This is a genomic window from Caballeronia eucalypticola, assembly GCF_047608185.1.
Taxonomy (GTDB): Bacteria; Pseudomonadota; Gammaproteobacteria; order Burkholderiales; family Burkholderiaceae; genus Caballeronia.
The window spans coordinates 136,024-154,823 of sequence record NZ_JBLKRU010000010.1; the positions used below are offsets into that span (position 1 = coordinate 136,024).

15 protein-coding genes are annotated in these 18,800 nt (G+C 59.8%); 13 read left to right on the forward strand and 2 right to left on the reverse strand.

Going from position 1 to position 18,800, the window contains the following annotated elements:
- Nucleotides 1-19: 19 nt before the first annotated feature.
- Nucleotides 20-1,447: a DEAD/DEAH box helicase gene (locus ACMX25_RS14375; RefSeq protein WP_414950695.1), complete on the forward strand. Its 1,428-nt coding sequence runs from the start codon at nt 20-22 to the stop codon at nt 1,445-1,447.
- 185 nt (nt 1,448-1,632) lie between these two features.
- On the opposite strand, the gene ACMX25_RS14380 is transcribed toward ACMX25_RS14375, so the two are convergent.
- On the reverse strand, nt 1,633-2,427 hold the full coding sequence (locus ACMX25_RS14380) for a hypothetical protein (RefSeq protein ID WP_414950610.1): 795 nt from the start codon (nt 2,425-2,427) through the stop codon (nt 1,633-1,635).
- A gap of 102 nt (nt 2,428-2,529) precedes the next feature.
- Complete coding sequence (locus ACMX25_RS14385) at nt 2,530-3,093, reverse strand: hypothetical protein (protein ID WP_414950612.1); 564 nt, start codon at nt 3,091-3,093, stop codon at nt 2,530-2,532.
- 197 nt (nt 3,094-3,290) lie between these two features.
- Between ACMX25_RS14385 and ACMX25_RS14390 the strand changes: the two genes are divergently transcribed.
- From ACMX25_RS14390 to tssK, 12 genes are all read left to right on the forward strand, one after another.
- Nucleotides 3,291-3,989 (forward strand): hypothetical protein, encoded by a 699-nt coding sequence (locus tag ACMX25_RS14390; protein ID WP_414950613.1) that lies wholly within the window; start codon nt 3,291-3,293, stop codon nt 3,987-3,989.
- A 184-nt stretch (nt 3,990-4,173) separates the two neighbouring features.
- Nucleotides 4,174-5,235, forward strand: a complete 1,062-nt coding sequence (tssA, locus tag ACMX25_RS14395; RefSeq protein WP_414950614.1) for a type VI secretion system protein TssA — start codon at nt 4,174-4,176, stop codon at nt 5,233-5,235.
- Between the two features lie 32 nt (nt 5,236-5,267).
- Entirely contained in the window at nt 5,268-5,768 is a 501-nt protein-coding gene (tssB, locus tag ACMX25_RS14400) for a type VI secretion system contractile sheath small subunit (protein WP_414950615.1), read from the forward strand.
- 59 nt (nt 5,769-5,827) lie between these two features.
- Complete coding sequence (gene tssC / locus ACMX25_RS14405; RefSeq protein ID WP_414950616.1) at nt 5,828-7,345, forward strand: type VI secretion system contractile sheath large subunit; 1,518 nt, start codon at nt 5,828-5,830, stop codon at nt 7,343-7,345.
- Between the two features lie 68 nt (nt 7,346-7,413).
- The gene (locus ACMX25_RS14410) at nt 7,414-7,905 is read left to right on the forward strand and encodes an Hcp family type VI secretion system effector (protein WP_414950617.1); all 492 of its coding nucleotides are present in this window, start codon (nt 7,414-7,416) and stop codon (nt 7,903-7,905) included.
- A gap of 2 nt (nt 7,906-7,907) precedes the next feature.
- Nucleotides 7,908-8,444, forward strand: a complete 537-nt coding sequence (gene tssE / locus ACMX25_RS14415) for a type VI secretion system baseplate subunit TssE (protein WP_414950618.1) — start codon at nt 7,908-7,910, stop codon at nt 8,442-8,444.
- A 55-nt stretch (nt 8,445-8,499) separates the two neighbouring features.
- The gene (gene tssF / locus ACMX25_RS14420; protein ID WP_414950619.1) at nt 8,500-10,356 is read left to right on the forward strand and encodes a type VI secretion system baseplate subunit TssF; all 1,857 of its coding nucleotides are present in this window, start codon (nt 8,500-8,502) and stop codon (nt 10,354-10,356) included.
- Nucleotides 10,341-11,378 (forward strand): type VI secretion system baseplate subunit TssG, encoded by a 1,038-nt coding sequence (gene tssG / locus ACMX25_RS14425; protein WP_414950620.1) that lies wholly within the window; start codon nt 10,341-10,343, stop codon nt 11,376-11,378. Before tssF ends, tssG begins: the two co-directional genes overlap by 16 nt.
- Before the next feature lie 2 nt (nt 11,379-11,380).
- A complete protein-coding gene (gene tssH, locus ACMX25_RS14430; RefSeq protein WP_414950621.1) occupies nt 11,381-13,984 on the forward strand; it encodes a type VI secretion system ATPase TssH in 2,604 nt (867 codons plus the stop codon).
- Nucleotides 13,971-15,947, forward strand: a complete 1,977-nt coding sequence (locus ACMX25_RS14435) for a type VI secretion system Vgr family protein (RefSeq protein ID WP_414950622.1) — start codon at nt 13,971-13,973, stop codon at nt 15,945-15,947. The genes tssH and ACMX25_RS14435 overlap by 14 nt, the downstream gene beginning before the upstream one ends.
- Before the next feature lie 9 nt (nt 15,948-15,956).
- Nucleotides 15,957-17,453 carry a type VI secretion system-associated FHA domain protein TagH gene (gene tagH / locus ACMX25_RS14440; protein WP_414950623.1) on the forward strand — a complete coding sequence of 499 codons (1,497 nt, stop codon included), beginning with the start codon at nt 15,957-15,959 and terminating at the stop codon, nt 17,451-17,453.
- 4 nt (nt 17,454-17,457) lie between these two features.
- A complete protein-coding gene (gene tssK, locus ACMX25_RS14445) occupies nt 17,458-18,792 on the forward strand; it encodes a type VI secretion system baseplate subunit TssK (protein WP_414950624.1) in 1,335 nt (444 codons plus the stop codon).
- Nucleotides 18,793-18,800: the final 8 nt, after the last annotated feature.

Consider the following 18,800-nt stretch of genomic DNA (forward strand, 5'->3'; position numbering starts at 1 on the left):
TTTAGCCCGGAATACGCCAATGTCTTTTGCCTCGCTCGGCCTGATTGATCCCTTGCTGCGTACTCTGCAGGACCTTAATTATCAGACACCTACGCCGGTGCAGGCTGAGGCGATTCCTGCCGTGCTCAGTGGCCGCGACGTCATGGCCGCGGCACAGACCGGCACGGGCAAAACGGCGGGCTTTGCGTTGCCGCTATTGCAACGGCTGGTGCAACACGGCCCGGCGGTGTCCAGCAACCGTGCGCGCGTCCTGGTGCTGGTGCCTACGCGTGAACTGGCCGAACAAGTGCTGCAAAGTTTTATCGACTACGGCAAAGGCCTCGGCTTACGATTTCTGGCCGCCTATGGCGGTGTGAGTATCAACCCGCAGATGATGACATTGCGCAAAGGCGTGGATGTGCTCGTTGCCACGCCGGGCCGTTTGCTGGATCTCAATCGCCAGAATGCAGTGCAGTTGGATCAAGTACAAACGCTGGTGCTGGATGAAGCCGACCGCATGCTGGATCTCGGCTTTTCGCGCGAACTCAACGCCGTCTTTGCCGCGTTGCCCACTCAGCGCCAGACCCTGCTGTTCTCCGCTACCTTTACCGACGATATCCGCGCCATGGCGGCGGCCATTCTGCGCAGCCCGGTCAACATCAGCGTCGGCTCGCCCAATGCCACGGCCAGCAAGATCAAGCAATGGGTAGTGACGGTCGATAAAAAAAACAAGCCTGACCTCTTTATGCACCTGGTGGCTCAGAACAACTGGGAGCATGCGCTGGTGTTCGTCAAAACCCGCATTGGCGTGGATTACCTGGCGGCCATGCTGGATGAAGCGGGTTATTCGGTTGACACCATCCACGGCGACAAACCGCAGCCCGCGCGCCTGCGTGCGCTGGAACGCTTCAAGAGGGGTGAGGTACATATGCTGGTAGCCACCGATGTCGCTTCGCGCGGGCTGGATATCGACGACTTGCCGCTGGTGATCAACGTTGATCTGCCGATCGTGGCGCAAGACTATGTGCATCGTATTGGCCGTACCGGTCGCGCGGGCGCGAGCGGTGTAGCGGTGTCCCTTGTGTGTGCCGATGAAGCGCCGCAACTGGCCGCGATCGAAGCGCTGATCCGGCAAACGCTGCCCCGTGAAGAAGAGCCGGGTTTCGAAGCGGAACACCGCGTGCCGCAAACCAGTGCGACAGGCCAGATTATCAAGAAACCCAAAAAGCCAAAGAAGCCGAAAGTGCCGGGCGCCGTGCAGGTGCCCAGCGATAAACCACGCCCGCAAAGTGGCGAAAACAAACGCAAGCCTGCGGTTCAACGCGCTGCGGCTGAGGATAAAGGCTCGAGCTTCGCCAGCGGTAGCCCATTCAACGTGCAGAAGCCACGCAGCAAACCGACTAGCAAGCCAGTTGCGGATTCACGTAAGCCGGCTGGCAAACCCGCTGGTGGCAGCGGCAAACGCTAACCTTGAGTTGAGGGGCGCGTGGAGTGAGTTGCCACGCCCGGAACCAAGGCGCGATAGCGTTACTTCGGCGACGGAGTCCCTTTCAGATCGGCGCCAGGCGGAAGATCGTTGACCGTTGCCGAACGCATGCGGAGCGTGCCCGCCAGCGTCGGCGTTGGCTTTACGTTGGCGTTATCAGGCACATCTTAGATCGTTGCTGCACGTGGCCGCAGTACTGCCAATGACGGGATTTTGACTCTCGCCACTTCACCGTTAGTTCGCTGCTGGCCGGAAAATTTGTATGTCCATACATCCGCCGACCGGCCATCCCAACGCTTATTGAACACTTTATCGATTCCATCGTTAACGACGACAGACTTAAAGATAGTCCACTCCATGGCTGCAGTTTTTCGGCAGATAAAATAGAGGCCCGACGCCGGGTGTGTAAAAAGCGCGGGGTCCCAGTAATCATTGATATTTTGCTCCGGTTCCCCGCGCGTTCTCTTATCGGCGTTGATGCTCTGGAGATGCTGAAATCCTGTTCTCGCGTAGGCCGCGTCATTGGCATACATTCCATTGGCGTCGTGACAGAACTTGATTGTTTTTGCAGGAGGATTGGCGTAGATCCGCAGGGAGCATCCATTCATGCCGGCGGTCAGCGCAATGGTTCCCACAGGTACGTCATAGTCAACGTCGCATTCGCCGACAGCTCCCGGAATGTAAGGGTACCAGTATGTGTTGCCATCACCACCCGGTGTCACTGTCAGAGCCGAGACCGCAGTAGAGTGCTCATAGTCAAGCTTCGTTGTAATGTTACGTTCACCCGTGAGCCCTAGCGCATCGTAGTGACGTCCGCCTCCCACAATACAAGGGCCGCCGAGGTTCGACGCACCCGATTGCCTGAAGATCAGCGATCTATTTGTCAGGGCGCCGGCCGGCGCGGATTGAAAAACCCGCCAGGCATTGACGGCACCTTCTTCTTCGCTTTGGTTCGTGAACATATATCCGCTCTTCGCTTAAGCATGATGTTGCGCCTCGTACAATCGCGTGCCGCCCTATGCAGGGTTAAGATAACTCGCTACAAGAATGAATTCGCCAGGCGTTCAAGGCGATGGCACGATCACATAATCCCTATTACTTCGGATAGCGTAATAATGTGTGATTCCTTGTACGGGCGTTGCGACAGCGAGAACGCACAGCGTGCTGTACTGAGAGAGGTTTCCGGACGCGTGATCAAGGAAATTGCCGATCATCCCTTTTGTGACTAATTCGTCGGCAAGTTGGAACCCGGGTGCATCCTTCATTTCGTTCCATCGCGTTTTGCTCGGCGCGTCGCCCGTACTGGTCTGAGCGGTATCCACATGGCAAACCCGCGCAGTACCCTGGTTGTTGTAGACAGCCATGGTGCATCCGGTGAATGGCCCGCTGATCGTCTGGCGTCCCTGCATGACCGCGTAGCTGATAGCGCCCGCAACGTAGGGCAAAATGTTCACCCGTTCGTCCCCGGTCTCATCGCTGAAAAAGATGATCTGTGTCCCGGACATCCTGTAAGTGCCGCGAATGCCTCTGTCCAGCTCGGCCGCGTCACCTCCAACAATACCCCCACCGTCAAGCAGGTCTGCAAGACCAACGAGCTTGGTTCCGACTGATATACGACTTGCAAGCATAGGTTCGTCCTTTCGGTTGAATGTGTATTGCGCGTTGTTGCATTTTTCCTTCCCGGCTATTAAAGCCCTGCTGATTCAACAGTTCACCATTGCGATCTATTCCACGTCGCAATGAAATCCCCTCGCGGCTACCGATGGAATAAGACGCATCGCCCGGCTGCTCCTTGGCGCATGAACAGCCGCTACCCGGAGATGCGATGAAAGCAAGAATGACCATCGACAACTTGTCGATTCCCTACGAGAGAATTACGACGGTAGGAGGGCGCCTATCGAGCGATCCTGCAGGTCATCACTTCGACCTGAGCTTTCGCGTGAACGTGACGCCGCGCAAGTTAGGCAAGTTGTCGGGCACGGACATCGAGAGCCCGGTGCTGCAATGGAACGAGCGCATTGAATGGTTCCGCTACGACGATGCAACCCGGCAGTGGGAGTTTGTCGGTGAAGTCGAGAAGGACATGTATGCGTTCAAGCCTGCCTCGAACACCTTCAGGATCTGGCATTCCTACCGGCATCTGATGGCGACGGACGATACCAACCGTCCGCCCGCCGCGCTCAAGGCGATGAAAAGCGATGAAGAGGCGAAGAAGTGGATTGCGGAGAACGGTTTCTCATGGAACCTGGCCATTCGCGACGTGCCCGCAATGGGAATCGCCGGCGGCTCGGGCGGCGGCGGTGGCGACAGTCTCGTGACCGGGGACACGCGGCGTCGCGTCATCTATTTCGATTTAGGATTTTCAGGCCACGCCGAGCGCGTCAGGCTTGTGCAGATCCTGGAGACGTTCAAGGGGCAACTCACCATTTGCCACCTGATTCGAGGCGACATACAGAAGGCGACGGTGGACCATCCGCAGAATCTCGACCGATGGCGTTTCCAGTTATCGAGCGGCGTTCGCTGAATCCAGATAAACATGGGACGCTTGTTTCATTCAGAAACATCTTTAGTGTGCGGCGCGTGAAAACCAGTGAAAACAAAACGGAATAAACCCGCTTTCAGGATGTTGTGTTGGGTAAGAGACGCGTTAATCAATGTCCGAATGCGTCTGAACCCGTTATCTAACCGAGCCGTTTTGAAGTTCCAAAATGACAAGTGAATTCATCACCCACACAGAATGGGCCGCCTGGTTCGAGGACATCTCCCCAGAGCTTGTTTGCGGCGCGGATCTCGAATACGACGCCTCTTTCCGGCTGTTGGAAGAAGCGGTCGACGGGAAGCCCGAAGCGGAATACGGCAAGACTGTAGTCGCTGCCGTGCCGCCCGACTGGATCGCGGCGAATACGTTGTGCGTCGAGTTGATGTCGTGCAGCCGCGACTTGAGAGTGGTTGCCTACCTGTCGCGGGCGCGTCTTGCCATTGAAGGCGTCGCTGGATTTGCCGACGCACTCGCGCTTGCCGATGGCCTGCTTGAACGTCATTGGAGTCACGTGCATCCGCAACTCGATGCCAACGATGGCAACGATCCTACGGCACGTATCAATGCGCTCGCGGCGTTCGTGGATACATCGGGCGTGCTGGCGGAATTGCTCGACACCCCATTGTTACCGCAGCTTCCATCGCAAACGTTGGCGCTCACGTTGCGCGAATGGTTCTACGCCAACGGCGATACGCCGCCGGTCGCCGCCCGCGCCGTCATGAGCCTTGCGGAAATCGAAGCGGCGATTGCAGCCTCGGTTGATCGCGCGGTATCGCTGAAGGCTGCATTTAGTGCGGCGTTGGCGCATGCGGAACGGATTGAAGTCGTGCTGGCGGAGCGCGTTGGCATGGCGCAGGCGCTGGACCTCGCTGCGTTGAAGGCGCCGTTGCGAAGAGGGGAAACGCTCATTGGCGATTGCCTGGAAAAATTGGGCATTGGTAAAACGCTGGAACCCGATGCGCTCGCGATCACGCAAGCATCGTTCGTGACCGACACCCCTGCGCCGGCAACGAACCAACTTGCCACGCGGGCCGACGTGATCGCCACGCTCGACCGGCTGTGCGACTACTACGCGCGCCACGAACCCTCGAGCCCAGTGCCGCTGTTGTTGCATCGCGCGCGTGGTCTTGTCGACAAGTCGTTCGTCGATTTGCTGAAGGACCTTGCGCCCGAAGGGCTGGCTCAACTGACCAGCGTAGTTGGAACGGCCGGCATGTCGGCACCCGAATAGCTCGTTCGATTCATTCACTGGAGAAGAGGAAGATGGCCAAGGAAAGCAGTCAGAAATTCATCGCACGCAATCGTGCACCGCGCGTACAGATTGAATATGACGTCGAAGTTTACGGCTCGGAGAAGAAGGTCAATCTGCCCTTCGTGATGGGCGTTTTATCCGATCTCTCGGGAACGCCCGAAGAGTCGCTGCAGCCGGTGGCGGATCGCAAGTTCCTCGAAATCGACATCGACAATTTTGACGAACGCCTGCGTTCCATGAAACCGCGTGTTGCCATGCAGGTCGAGAACACGCTGACGGGCAACGGCAAGATGGGCGTGGACATGACGTTCGAAAGCATGGACGACTTCTCGCCGGCGGCGATCGCCCGCAAGGTTGAGCCGCTTGCAAAGTTGCTGGAAGCACGCGGCCAGTTGCAGAACCTGCTGACCTATATGGACGGCAAGACCGACGCGGAGAAGCTGGTCAGCAAGCTGCTGGAAGATCCGGCTCTTCTCAGCGCGCTGGCGTCTGCGCCCAAGCCGCAAGCGTGATCCTGCACGCGTGAAGCCCGCCTAATTCCCTATCAACCCGCAAGCCAAGAGGAACGATCATGGCAGATGCCAGCGACAACATGCAGCAGCAAACGACCCACCCGGAAGAAGCGGAAACAACTGAAGCGGACGCGTCAGGCGAGTTCGGCCGGCTCCTGCAGAAAGCATTCAAGCCGCGCACCGACAAAGCCAAGGAAGCCGTGGAAAGCGCGGTGCGCACGCTCGCGGAACAAGTGTTGCAAGACACGCATCTCGTGTCCGATGACGCCCTCGCGACCATCGAATCGCTGATTGCGAAGATCGATGAAAAGCTCAGCGCGCAAGTGAACGTGATCCTGCATACCGAGCAGTTCCAGCAGCTCGAAAGCGCATGGCGCGGTCTGCATTATCTCGTGACGAACACGGAAAGCGACGAGACGCTCAAGCTGCGCGTACTCAATATCTCGAAGAACGACCTGCATCGTTCATTGCGTAAATACAGGGGCGTAGCGTGGGATCAAAGCCCGCTCTTCAAGAAGCTCTACGAAGAGGAATATGGCCAGTTCGGCGGCGAGCCGTATGGCGCACTGGTTGCGGATTACTACTTCGATAACAGCGGACCGGACGTCGATTTCCTGACGCAGATAGGCAAGATTTCGGCAGCGGCGCACGCACCGTTTATCGCCGGCGCCGACCCCGCCGTGATGCTGATGGACTCGTGGCAAGAGCTTGCCAACCCGCGTGACCTGACGAAGATTTTCCAGACCCCGGAACATGCTGCATGGCGTTCGCTGCGTGACTCGGACGACTCGCGTTATATCGGTCTTGCAATGCCGCGTTTCCTTGCGCGCACGCCCTATGGCGCAAAGACCAGCCCGGTCGAAGAGTTCGATTTCGAAGAAGATACAGCCGGCGCGGATGCATCGAAATATGCATGGGCGAACGCGGCCTACGCCATGGCGGTGAACATCAATCGTTCGTTCAAGACCTATGGATGGTGCTCGCGGATTCGCGGCATTGAGTCAGGCGGTGCGGTGGAGAACCTGCCGGTTCACGCCTTTCCAACCGATGACGGCGGCGTCGACATGAAGTGCCCGACAGAAATTGCGATCAGCGATCGTCGCGAAGCCGAACTCGCGAAGAATGGTTTCATGCCGCTCGTGCACAAGAAGAACTCCGACTTTGCCGCGTTCATTGGTGCGCAGTCGCTGAACAAGCCGGTCGAATATGAAGATCCGGATGCAACGGCCAACGCGAATCTCGCAGCGCGCTTGCCGTACCTCTTCGCTTGCAGCCGTTTCGCGCATTACCTGAAGTGCATTGCGCGCGACAAGGTTGGCAGCTTCAAGGAGAAGGACGACATGCAGCGCTGGCTGCAGGACTGGATTCTTCAATACGTGGATGGGGACCCCGAGAATTCGTCGGAGTTGACGAAGGCACGCAGGCCGCTTGCCGCTGCTGAAGTGGTGGTCGAAGAGGTTGAAGGCAACCCGGGTTACTACACATCGAAGTTCTTCCTGCGTCCGCACTATCAACTCGAAGGCCTCACGGTTTCGTTGCGTCTTGTCTCGAAGCTGCCTTCAGCAAAAGCCGCGTAAGTTTCTTTAGTTCCCGGACTCAACCCGAACGTTTGTCAATCGCAATAATATATTTAGGAACCCAAATCATGGCAGTCGATATTTTCTTGGATCTCGGTACAGTCAAAGGCGAATCGCTGGACTCGGTGCATAAGGACGAAATCGATATTCTCTCGTGGAGCTGGGGCTTGAGCCAGTCCGGCACCATGCACCTCGGCACGGGCGGTGGCGGCGGCAAAGTCGCGGTTCATGACCTGTCGGTCACCAAATACACCGACCGCGCGACACCTTCCATTGTCACGGCATGCACGACCGGCAAGCACTATCCGACAGGCAAGCTCACCGTACGCAAGGCCGGCGGAACGAAGCCGCTCGAGTACTACATCATCGAAATGGAAAAGGTACTCGTCACGAATTATTCGACCGGTGGTTCGGATGGCGAAGACCGTTTCACGGAAACCGTGACGCTCAACTTCGAAAAATTTCACGTTAGCTATCAGCAGCAAGATCCGACCTCCGGTTCGGCACTCGGCGGCGTGGTCGAGAGCAAATGGAACATCCCCGCTAACGCGGAGGCCTGATCGTGACGAAGCCGCAGACGATCGCGCGCAACGCAGGGCGCATCCAGCCCTCGCTGCTCGAACGGCTGACCGATCACGACCGCGACGCCACCCGCGAGGTGCGGGAGCAACGCACGAGTTCTGCGCGTGCGTTGCGGCAGAGCGTGATGCGCGATCTCGGCTGGCTCCTGAATGCGCGAGGTATCTCATCGTCGCAAGACGTCCGCCGATACCCGCATGTTGCGGACTCAGTGCTGAATCTGGGCTTCTCCGATCTTGCGGGCAAGAGCGCATCGAACGTGGATGTGGTGCAGATCGAACGCCTGATGGTCGACACCATTCGCGCGTTCGAGCCGCGAATTCTTCCCGGAACATTGCGCGTACGTGCCGTGCAGTCTGGAGAAACAACGGGTCAGCACAACGCCATTGCGTTCATTGTGGAAGGGGATCTGCATGCGCATCCCGTCCCGGAACGCCTTTATCTGCGGACCGAACTCGATCTCGAAGCAGGAACCGTCAACGTATCTGAGCAAGCGAGTGAACAAGCGAGGGCGAGCTGAAGGCTGACTCGAGGACTGACCCAACATCCGCGACGTTTTCTACAAGACCCCAACCATGAATCCAAAACTGATCGAGTACTACAGCCAGGAGCTTCAGCACGTCCGCGAGATGGGCGGGGAATTCGCGAAGGAATTCCCGAAGGTCGCGGGACGGCTCGGGCTTGAAAGTTTCGAATGCGCCGACCCTTATGTCGAACGCTTGCTGGAAGGCTTCAGCTTCCTCTCGGCGCGCGTGCAGATGAAGATCGATGCGGAATTTCCGCGCTTCACGCAGCATCTTGCAGAGCTTGTTTATCCGCATTATCTTGCGCCGACGCCGGCCATGGCGATCGTGGAAGTGCAGCCGGATATGACCCATCCGTCACTTGCAGAGGGCGTGCAGGTTCCGCGCGGCACGGCCCTGCATGGGCGTCTGGATGGCGACAGTTCCACGCGTTGTGAATTCCGCACCGCGCACGCCATGACGATGTGGCCGGTCGAGCTGATGGAAGTGCGCTTGTTCACCCACACGGGCACGCTGGCAGGCGTGGACGTGTCCTTGCCACGCGGCGTGAAAGCGGGCCTGCGTCTGCGTTTGCGCGCGCTGAACAACCAGAAGATCAGCGACATTTCGCTCGATAGCCTCGCGCTTCATCTGCGCGGCGGTGAAGGATTGCCGGCGCGTTTATATGAGCTCTTGCTTGGCTCAACGCTTGGCGTGGTTGCAGGAGGCAGGCTGATGCCGGCTTCCTCAATCCGGCCACTCGGCTTTTCCGACAACGAGGCCTTGCTCCCGGTCAGCAGTCAGTCGTTTCCCGGATATCGCTTGCTGCAAGAGTATTTCGCGTTCGCACAACGCTTCATGTTTGTGTCAATCGATGGACTCAAGCCGCACATGGCCCGTTGTGCAAGCGATGAAATCGAGTTGATCCTGTTGCTCTCGCGAGCGGACCAGACGCTTGAACAACTCGTCGATGCATCGCACTTCGCGCTTCATTGCACGCCGTGCATCAATTTGTTTCCGCGCCGGACGGATCGCATCACGGTGACCGGCGAACAGTTCGAGCATCACGTCGTGGTGGACCGCACGCGGCCGATGGACTTCGAGGTCTACCAGATTCAAGGCGTGACCGGATATCGCGCGGGCGGCGGTGCCGAGTTGCCGTTCCAGCCGTTTTATCGCGCGCGCGACATGGGTCTTCCCGATGCCGTCGACGGAGCGTTCTATCAGGTTCGCCGCGAGAAACGTCTGCCGTCATCGCGGCAAAGCGAACGCGGCGTGCGCTCCAACTACCTTGGCAGCGAGACCTTCATCGCGCTCGTCGATACAACGGACGCGCCGTATCCCGGCGAATTGCATCAACTCGGATTAAGCGTGTTGTGCACCAACCGCGACTTGACGCTGACCATGCCGCTAGGTAATTCGGCAACCGACTTCACCGTCGATCTCGAAGTGCCCGTGCTCAGCGCGCGGTGTATCGGCGGTCCGAGCCGGCCGTTGCCATCGTATGCGGAGGGTCCGGTTGCGTGGCGCTTGCTGAGTCATTTGTCGTTGAACTATGCGTCGCTCGTGGACAGTGACGACGGTCAGGGTGCGCGCGCCATGCGTGACCTGCTCGGCCTTTATGCACCAGCCGGCGACGTTGCCGCGGCGCGGCAAGTCGACGGTCTTCGTTCGATCAGTACACAGCCCGTGACGCGTCGTTTGCCGTCACGCGGTCCGATCGTGTTCGGCCGGGGTCTGGAGATCAACCTGCTGATCGATGAAACCGGCTTTGAAGGTGCAAGCGCGTTTCTGTTCGGCGCTGTGCTCGCGCGCTTTTTCACGCAATACGTGTCGCTTAATTCGTTCACGGAGACGGTGGTCACGAGCGCCACGCGTGGCGAAATCATGCGCTGGGCGCCGGGGAGCGGGTTATGCAAAACGCTGTGACCATTCTCGACCGGCTCGCGGCCGATGCAAAAAGCTTCGACTTTTTTCAGGCCGTGCGCCTGCTCGAATGTGCGTATCCGGGACTGCCGCGTGTGGGTTCGTCGTTGCGCGCGCGGGACGATGCCGTGCGTTTTGGCCAGGATCCCGACCTCATCTTTTTCCCGACAACGCTGCGCAATTTCAGCTTGAACGCAGAGGGTGGGAAAGCGCCGAAGCTGGTCGTGAATTTCTTCGGACTGCTGGGCCCGAATGGTCCGATGCCGACACATCTCACCGAATATATCCGCGACCGCATGCGTCACGCAAACGACCCGACCTTCGCGCGTTTCCTGGATGTGTTCCATCACCGCATGACGTCGCTGTTTTATCGATCATGGGCGGTGGCGCAACCGGCGGTCAGCCTGGACCGCAATAACGGCGACCGTTTTTCAGCGTACGTAGGCAGCACGTTCGGCCTTGGCGAACCGGCGCTGCGCAATCGCGACAGCATTCCTGATTTCGCGAAGCTTCACTTTGCCGGCGTGCTCAGCGGTCCCACACGTCACGCGGCCGGCTTGCGTCTGGTGCTGATGCGCTTTTTCAACGTTCCAGTCGACGTGGAGGAGAACGTCGGTCATTGGATCGACTTGCCGGCACGATCGCTGAGCCGTCTTGGCGCCGCCACTGATAGTGGCCGTCTGGGAATCGGCACGATGCTCGGCGCGCGCGCGTGGGACCGGCAGCACAAGTTTCGCGTCGCGCTGGGTCCGCTTTCGATGGCCGACTATCAGCGATTCCTGCCCCGCGGCACGAGCCTCGTGCGCCTCGCCGACTGGATCCGAAACTACGTGCGCGATCCGCTCGAATGGGATCTGAACCTGCAACTACGACGTGCAGAAGTTCCTCGTCTCGCTCTCGGACGCGAGCAGCGTCTTGGTTACACGACCTGGTTGTTATCGCGTCCCGCTGCATCGGACGCCAGGCAACTCCTACTCAAACCGCTCGGCCAGAACGGCCGCGTCAAGACTCTCGCACAGGATTAACCATGGCAGAAATTAGCCGCGCCGTGATGTTCGGCAAACTCGACACACTCAGTTACCGCGCGATGGAAAGTGCCACGACGTTCTGTCGTCTGCGGGGCAATCCGTATGTGGAACTCACGCACTGGCTGCATCAGCTGCTCAATCTACCCGACTCGGATTTGCATCGGATCATCAAGCATTTTGGCGTGGAGCCTTCCGCGCTTGCGCGTGATCTGACAGAAGCGCTGGATCGTTTGCCGCGCGGGTCAACATCGATCACGGATATCTCGTCGCAACTGGAAGAAGCCGTCGAGCGTGGCTGGGTGTACGGCTCATTGCTGTTCGATGCACCCAAAGTGCGCAGCGCCCATTTGATCGTCGGCGCGTTGAAGACGCCAGCATTGCGCAACGCGCTGCGCGGGATTTCGCGCGAGTTCGATCGCGTGAAACTCGATGACCTCGTGGATGACTTCGACGTTGTGCTTGCGGAGTCGCCGGAGAATAGTGACGTCTCTAATGCACCGTCAACCGCAGTCGTTACGCCTGCGGCCAATCAGGATGCGTTGCAACGCTTCACCGTCGACCTCACGGAACAAGCGCGCTCGGGCAAGCTCGATGCAATCGTCGGCCGCGACGAAGAGATTCGCCAGGTGATCGATATTCTGATGCGCCGCCGCCAGAACAATCCGCTGTTGACGGGTGAAGCGGGCGTGGGAAAGACAGCCGTTGTTGAGGGCCTCGCGCAGCGCATCGTGGCCGGCGACGTTCCGCCCATGCTGCGCGGCGTCACGCTGCGCACGCTCGATGTTGCATTGCTCCAGGCAGGCGCCGGCGTAAAGGGCGAGTTCGAAACCCGGCTGCGCCAGGTGCTTGAAGAAGTGCAGTCGGCGGAACACCCGGTGATTCTTTTCATCGATGAAGCGCATACGCTTGTAGGTGCGGGCGGCGCGGCCGGAACCGGCGACGCCGCGAACCTGCTGAAACCCGCGCTGGCGCGCGGCACGGTGCGCACAATCGCGGCAACCACATGGTCGGAGTACCGCCGGCACATCGAAAAAGATCCTGCGCTGACGAGGCGCTTCCAGGTCGTGCAAGTGCGCGAGCCCGACGAGGCGCGCGCCATTACCATGATGCGCGGCATCGCTGGCGCGCTGGAGCAGCATCACGGCGTGCAGGTGCTTGACGAAGCGATAGAAGCGGCCGTGCGCTTGTCGCATCGGTACATCCCGGCGCGTCAGTTACCCGACAAATCCGTCAGCCTGCTCGATACCGCATGCGCCCGCGTCGCAGTGAGTCAGCACGCGACGCCGCCAGCGGTGGACGACGCGCAGAAGCGCATTGCCGCGTTGAAGACGGAACTGGAAGTGATCGCGCGTGAAAGCCTGATCGGTATCGATACAACAGCACGTCACGAGGTGGGGTCAAAGGCGCTTGAAGAAGAGACCACGAGGCTGACGGACCTTACCGCCCGCTGGAACATTGAACGCGAACTGGTGAAGGACATCCTTGCGCGGCGTGCGCAACTACGTGATGGCGCACCGGGCGCAGACCTCGCCGCCCTCAGAACCCAACAGGCAGTGCTCGCCGGGCATCAGGGCGATGCGCCGTTGATCCTGCCGGGCGTGGATCGTCAGGCGGTCGCAGCGGTGGTTCAGGACTGGACCGGCGTGCCCGTGCTCAAGATGGTGAAGAACGATATCAACAACGTGCTGCGTCTTGGCGAACTGTTGGACCGTCGCATCATCGGTCAGGGCCATGCGACCGAGATGATCGCGCGGCGCATTCGCACATCGCGTGCGGGGCTCGACAACCCGGACAAGCCGGTTGGCGTCTTCATGCTCGCAGGAACGTCGGGCGTGGGCAAGACCGAGACCGCGCTCGCGCTTGCCGAACTGCTTTATGGCGGCGAACAGAACCTCATCACGATCAACATGAGTGAGTACCAGGAAGCGCATACGGTCTCGCTGCTAAAAGGTGCGCCTCCCGGTTATGTCGGCTTTGGCGAAGGTGGCGTGTTGACCGAAGCGGTGCGTCGGAGACCGCATAGCGTCGTGCTGCTCGATGAAGTGGAAAAGGCGCATCCCGATGTGCACGAACTCTTCTTTCAAGTCTTCGATAAAGGCTGGATGGAAGATAGCGAAGGGCGCTCCATCGATTTCCGCAACACGCTGATCCTGCTCACCACGAACGCGGGAACGGAATGCATTGCGCATCTGTGCCGCGATCCGGAGAACATGCCTGCGATGGAAATTATCGAGGAGCAATTGCATGCGGAACTGTTGCATACGTTCCCGCCGGCATTGCTGGGCCGGATGGTGACGATCCCGTATTACCCGCTCAGCAACGCGATGCTGCGCGCGATCATTCGCCTGCAACTGGGACGTGTGGCGCAGCGTGTCACGCGTACGCATCAAGTGCCGTTCACTTTTGATGAAGACGTGGTCGGCCAGATCGCCGTGCGCTGCACGCGGCTTGAAAGCGGCGGACGCATGATCGACGCCATCCTGACGAACAGTCTTCTTCCACGCATCAGCACCGAATTCCTGACGCGCGTGATCGATGGAAAAGCGCTTGCACGGGTGCACGTTGGCGTTGAAGCGGAGGAGTTCACCTATGCCTTCGACTAGCACTCGCCACGTCCGCATGGAATGCGCCGCGCTCGGCGATACAGCCGTGTTCATGCGCATGTCGACAACGGAAGAGCTCGGCCGGATGAGTGAATTTCAGCTTGCGTTTCTGAGCCCGAGCAACGACATCGATCCAGCCGATGTGCTCGGCCAGACCCTCTCGGTCACGCTCGATTATCCGGCTGGCGGCGAACGCCAGTTCAATGGCATCGTCACGACATTGCGGCTGATCGTTCCCGGCGATACCACCCATAACCGCATGGCACGGTATGAGGCCGTCGTGCACCCGCGCTTGTGGTTGCTGACGCAGTCGTCGCATCGGCGGTTCTTCTATCAGAAGACCGTGCCGCAGATCGTGAGCGCTGTGTTCGAACCCTTCGATATCGATTTTCGCAATGCGTGCAGCGCGAGTTATCCGGCGCTCGACCATTGCGTGCAGTATCGGGAAACTGATTTCGACTTCGTGAGCCGCTTGCTCGAGCGTGAAGGCATTCACTATTTTTTCGAGTACGCGGGCGGCAAACATACGCTCGTGCTGACTGATTCGAATAGCGAACACCGGCCCATTGCGCAGTACGAGACCATTCCGTATCAGGCATGGGACACGCCGCAGCAGGATGAAGAATGCGTGTACCGCTGGGTATCGGGCGCGACCTTGCAGACCGGCCGGTATGAAGTCAACGAGTACGACTTCGAGAAGGCGTCGGTGAGCAATAACCACGGTCTCGTGGCACGCGCGACGCGCGCCGCGCCCTTCGATCCCGCGCGTTACGTGATGCAGGAACATCTGACGGGCCACGTCAAGGCCGCGGATGGCGATCGCCTTGCACGGGTGAACGTCGAAATCCATCAGACGCAAAACGATTCCATCGATGCACGCAGCACATCGCGCGGGCTCATTCCGGGCGGCCTGATCCGTTTGCGCGTTTCCCCCGCGACCGCGCAGGATCGTCAGTACCTGATCACGCAGACCCGCGCGGAGATTGTCTCTGACGCGTATGTATCGACGAGCGACGGCACGTTGCCGCTCTTCGACTGCAGCTTCACTGCGATCCGCGCCGACAACACATTTCGCACCGCACGCACCACGCCGGAACCGCGCGTGGGTGGTCCGCAAACAGCAGTGGTCGTCGGTCCCGATGGCGACGAGATCCTCACCGACCAATACGGCCGCGTGAAGGTCCAGTTTCATTGGGAACAACTTGGCGCTTCATCGGGCGCGCAAAAGCTTGATCGATGTTGGGTGCGTGTATCGCAGAGCTGGGCGAACAAACGCTGGGGATCGATGCAGCTTCCGCGCATCGGGCAAGAGGTGCTGGTCGAGTTCATCGAAGGCGATCCGGATCGTCCGGTGATCACGGGCGCGGTCTACAACTCGACTAACATGCCGCCGTACGAACTGCCTGCGAACGCGGCCATCTCCACGCTCAAGAGCAACTCGACCAAAGGCGGCAGCGGTTACAACGAGGTGCGGCTCGATGACCGCAAAGGGGACGAACAATTGTTCTTCCATGCCGAACGCGATCACGAAACCTGGGTCAAGCACGACGCATTGATGAACGTCAGGAACGACCGGCATTTGAGCGTGAGCGGCAGCGAGTTCATCAAGACGACCGGCACGCGTAACGACACGGTGATGGGCAGCAGCAAGTCGAACGTGCTGGGCGGCGTGACGGCCGCGACCATGACGACGCATAACCAGTTCGTGGGCGAGGCGTATTCGCTGAATGCGGGCATGGCCGTGCAGATCAAGGCGGGCATGGCCGTGGAGATCGAGGCGACCGCCTCCATCGCGTTGCGCGCAGGAGCGTCGTACATCCTGATCGGTCCCGACACCATCGAGATGTCGAGCTTCCCGATACCCATCGGCCCCGGCATTCCGCCCGTTCCGGTGAGCGTGCCGCCACCGCCGCCGACCCCGCCCCGCGATGCCGACGACGGCTCGCGCAAGGTCGCCAAATAAGGAGATCGCATGTTACTGAATGATCCCAACGCAGCGAAACTGAAGCTGACGCTGAGCGGTGGCGAGACGGCCACGAAGCAGGTTATCGAATTCGATACCGCCGGCGGCACGCTCGGCCGTGCGCCTGAATGCACCGTCGTCCTCCCTGACACGCAACGCGCGATCTCGCGCGTACAAGCGCGCATCGATTGGCAAGATGGCGCTTTTATCCTGATCGATGCCGGCAGCAATCCCACGTTGCTCAATGACCAGATCCTCGATGGCTCGCGAGAGACGCAGCTTCATGAGGGCGATCGTTTGCGGATCGGCCCGTACACGCTTGACGTGTCGATCGAACACGATCTGCAGGACATGACCATGATGACGCGCCCCGAAATGGCCGCGCCATCCGTGCCGTTGCCGGAGAAACCGGACTGGGACGTGAAGCCCGCCGCAGCATTGATTCCGGATGACTGGAATGCGCCGCACGACGCATCGAAGGAGAGCCGCGCCGATACCCCTTTCACGCCCGATCCACTTGCGGCCACGCCGCTTTTGCGTGAACCCGCGCGTTTCGGCGTGAACGCGAATCAGGAACTGATCGATGCACTCGGTGCGGGCGACAGTCCGCTTGGAATCGGTCCTGCCAGACACGCGGTATCGCCGTTTGCGGTGTCGGGATCGAGCAAGGGTTTCGAGCATGTATCGCCGGAACGCGCGATGTCTTCGGTGCCTACGTTGCCGGTTGCGAACGAACCTTCGACGCTGCTCATTCCCGAGGACTTCGACGCGTTCATTCCACCGGTTGAAATGAAGGATGACGAACTATTGGACGAGACAGCCCCGTTGATCCCGGAGACGGAGTTTCTAACGAAGCCAGCGCCTCGGCCAAAGCCCATCGAACCGGCCAGCGAAAACGCCACCCTGACGGCGCTACTCGAAGGCCTCGGCATCGACGCAAGCACCGTCCGCCACATTCCCGTAGATGACCTCGCGCGTCTGGTCGGCGGCATGCTGCGTGTGTCAGTACAAGGCACGATGACCGCGCTGCGCTCACGCTCGATGGCAAAACGCGAGACGCGTATTGCCATGACGCTGATCGAAGAGCGCGATAACAACCCGCTCAAGTTCTTCCCCGATGTCGACATGGCGCTCACGCAAATGCTCGGCGCGCGCGGCGCAGGTTATCTCGCGCCCGAGGACGCGTTGCGTGAAGCATTTCACGATATCCAGGCGCATGAACTCGCCGTGGTCGCGGGCATGCGCGCGGCGCTTGAACACGCGATGTCGCGCATCGATCCGGTGACCATCGACAAATCGGTCGACCAGGCCAAGGGTATCGATGCGCTGCTCGGCAATCGCCGCGCGCGTCTCTGGCAGCGTTTTGTCGACACATGGGAACACGTGGCGCGTGACGCTGGCGACGATTTCCAGCGCACTTTCGGCGAGCCATTCAGCCGCGCGTATCAGGCGCAACTCGATGCGCTCACAGGCTCCGCATTCACCCGTCCAACCCCAAGCGAATAACGCCATGTACTGGAATAACAAAGTCATATGGTCCGAAGGCATGTTCCTGCAGCCCCAGCATCTGCAGCAACACGATCGCCACGTGCAGACGCAACTCGAAGCACGCGTTGCAAGCTTGCGTGCTTACGGATGGGGATTCACATCGGTGGAAATCGATGAAGCGCTGCTCAAGCTCGGCAAGCTCGCGCTGCGTTTTGCTGCGGGCGTTTTACCCGACGGCACGCCGTTCAATCTTCCCGCCGACGACGACCTCCCCGAGCCGCTCGATATCCCCGAAGGCACGGCGAACCTGCTCGTCGTGCTCGCGGTACCGGTGCGTCGGCCGGGCGCAACCGAGTCGGGCGGACCCGAGCGTGCGGATAACCTCGCGCGGTATCGGGCAGAAGAATTCGACGTCCACGACAGTAACGATCCCGACGCCGTCACCACGCTGCTGCAAGTCGGCAAGCTGCGATTGAAACTCGCGCTCGAACCGGACGTCGCGCATGCGCATGCATATGTGGGCGTGGCGCGCGTGATCGAACGCCTGAGCGATTCGCGTGTAGTGCTGGACGAAGAGTATTGCGCGCCGTGCCTGGACTTCACTGTTGCAGGCAAGCTCGCGCGATTTTCGACCGAGGTCAACGGTTTGCTCCAGCAACGCGGCGAAGCGCTGGCGGGCCGGTTGTCGCAACCGGAAGCCGCAGGCATGGCGGAGATTTCCGACTTCCTGCTGCTGCAGATCGTCAATCGTGCGCAGCCTTTGGTCGCGCATTTTGGATCGATGACCGGACTGCATCCCGAGGCCCTTTTCCAGGCCACTGTGCAACTCGCGGGAGAGCTTGCGACCTTCAGTCAGGCTAATCGCCGGCCGCCGATTTTCCCCGTATACAGACACGACAGGTTGAAGGAAACGTTCGCGCCGGTGATCGAAGCGTTGCGTCTTGCATTGAGCCGCGTTGCGGATCCGGGTGTTGTTTCGATACCGCTGGAGGAGCGCAAGTACGGCCTGCGCGTTGCCCTGGTCGCCGATCGCTCGCTCTTCGCGAACGCGACCTTCGTGCTCGCGGTGCGCGCGCAGGTCTCTATCGAAACGCTGCTGTCCGCGTTCGGCAGTCAGGTGAAGATCGGCGCGGTCGAAAAGATTCGCGACCTCGTCAACCTGCAATTGCCGGGCATCGGTTTGCGCGCGCTGCCGGTCGCGCCGCGCCAGTTGCCGTTCCATGCGGGCTTCACTTACTTCGAACTCGACGACAAAAACGACGGCTGGCAAGCGCTCAATGCATCGGCGGGAATGGCGCTGCACGTTGCCGGCGAGTTCCCGGGCCTGACCCTGGAATGCTGGGCCATCCGTCGATGAAACAAGGA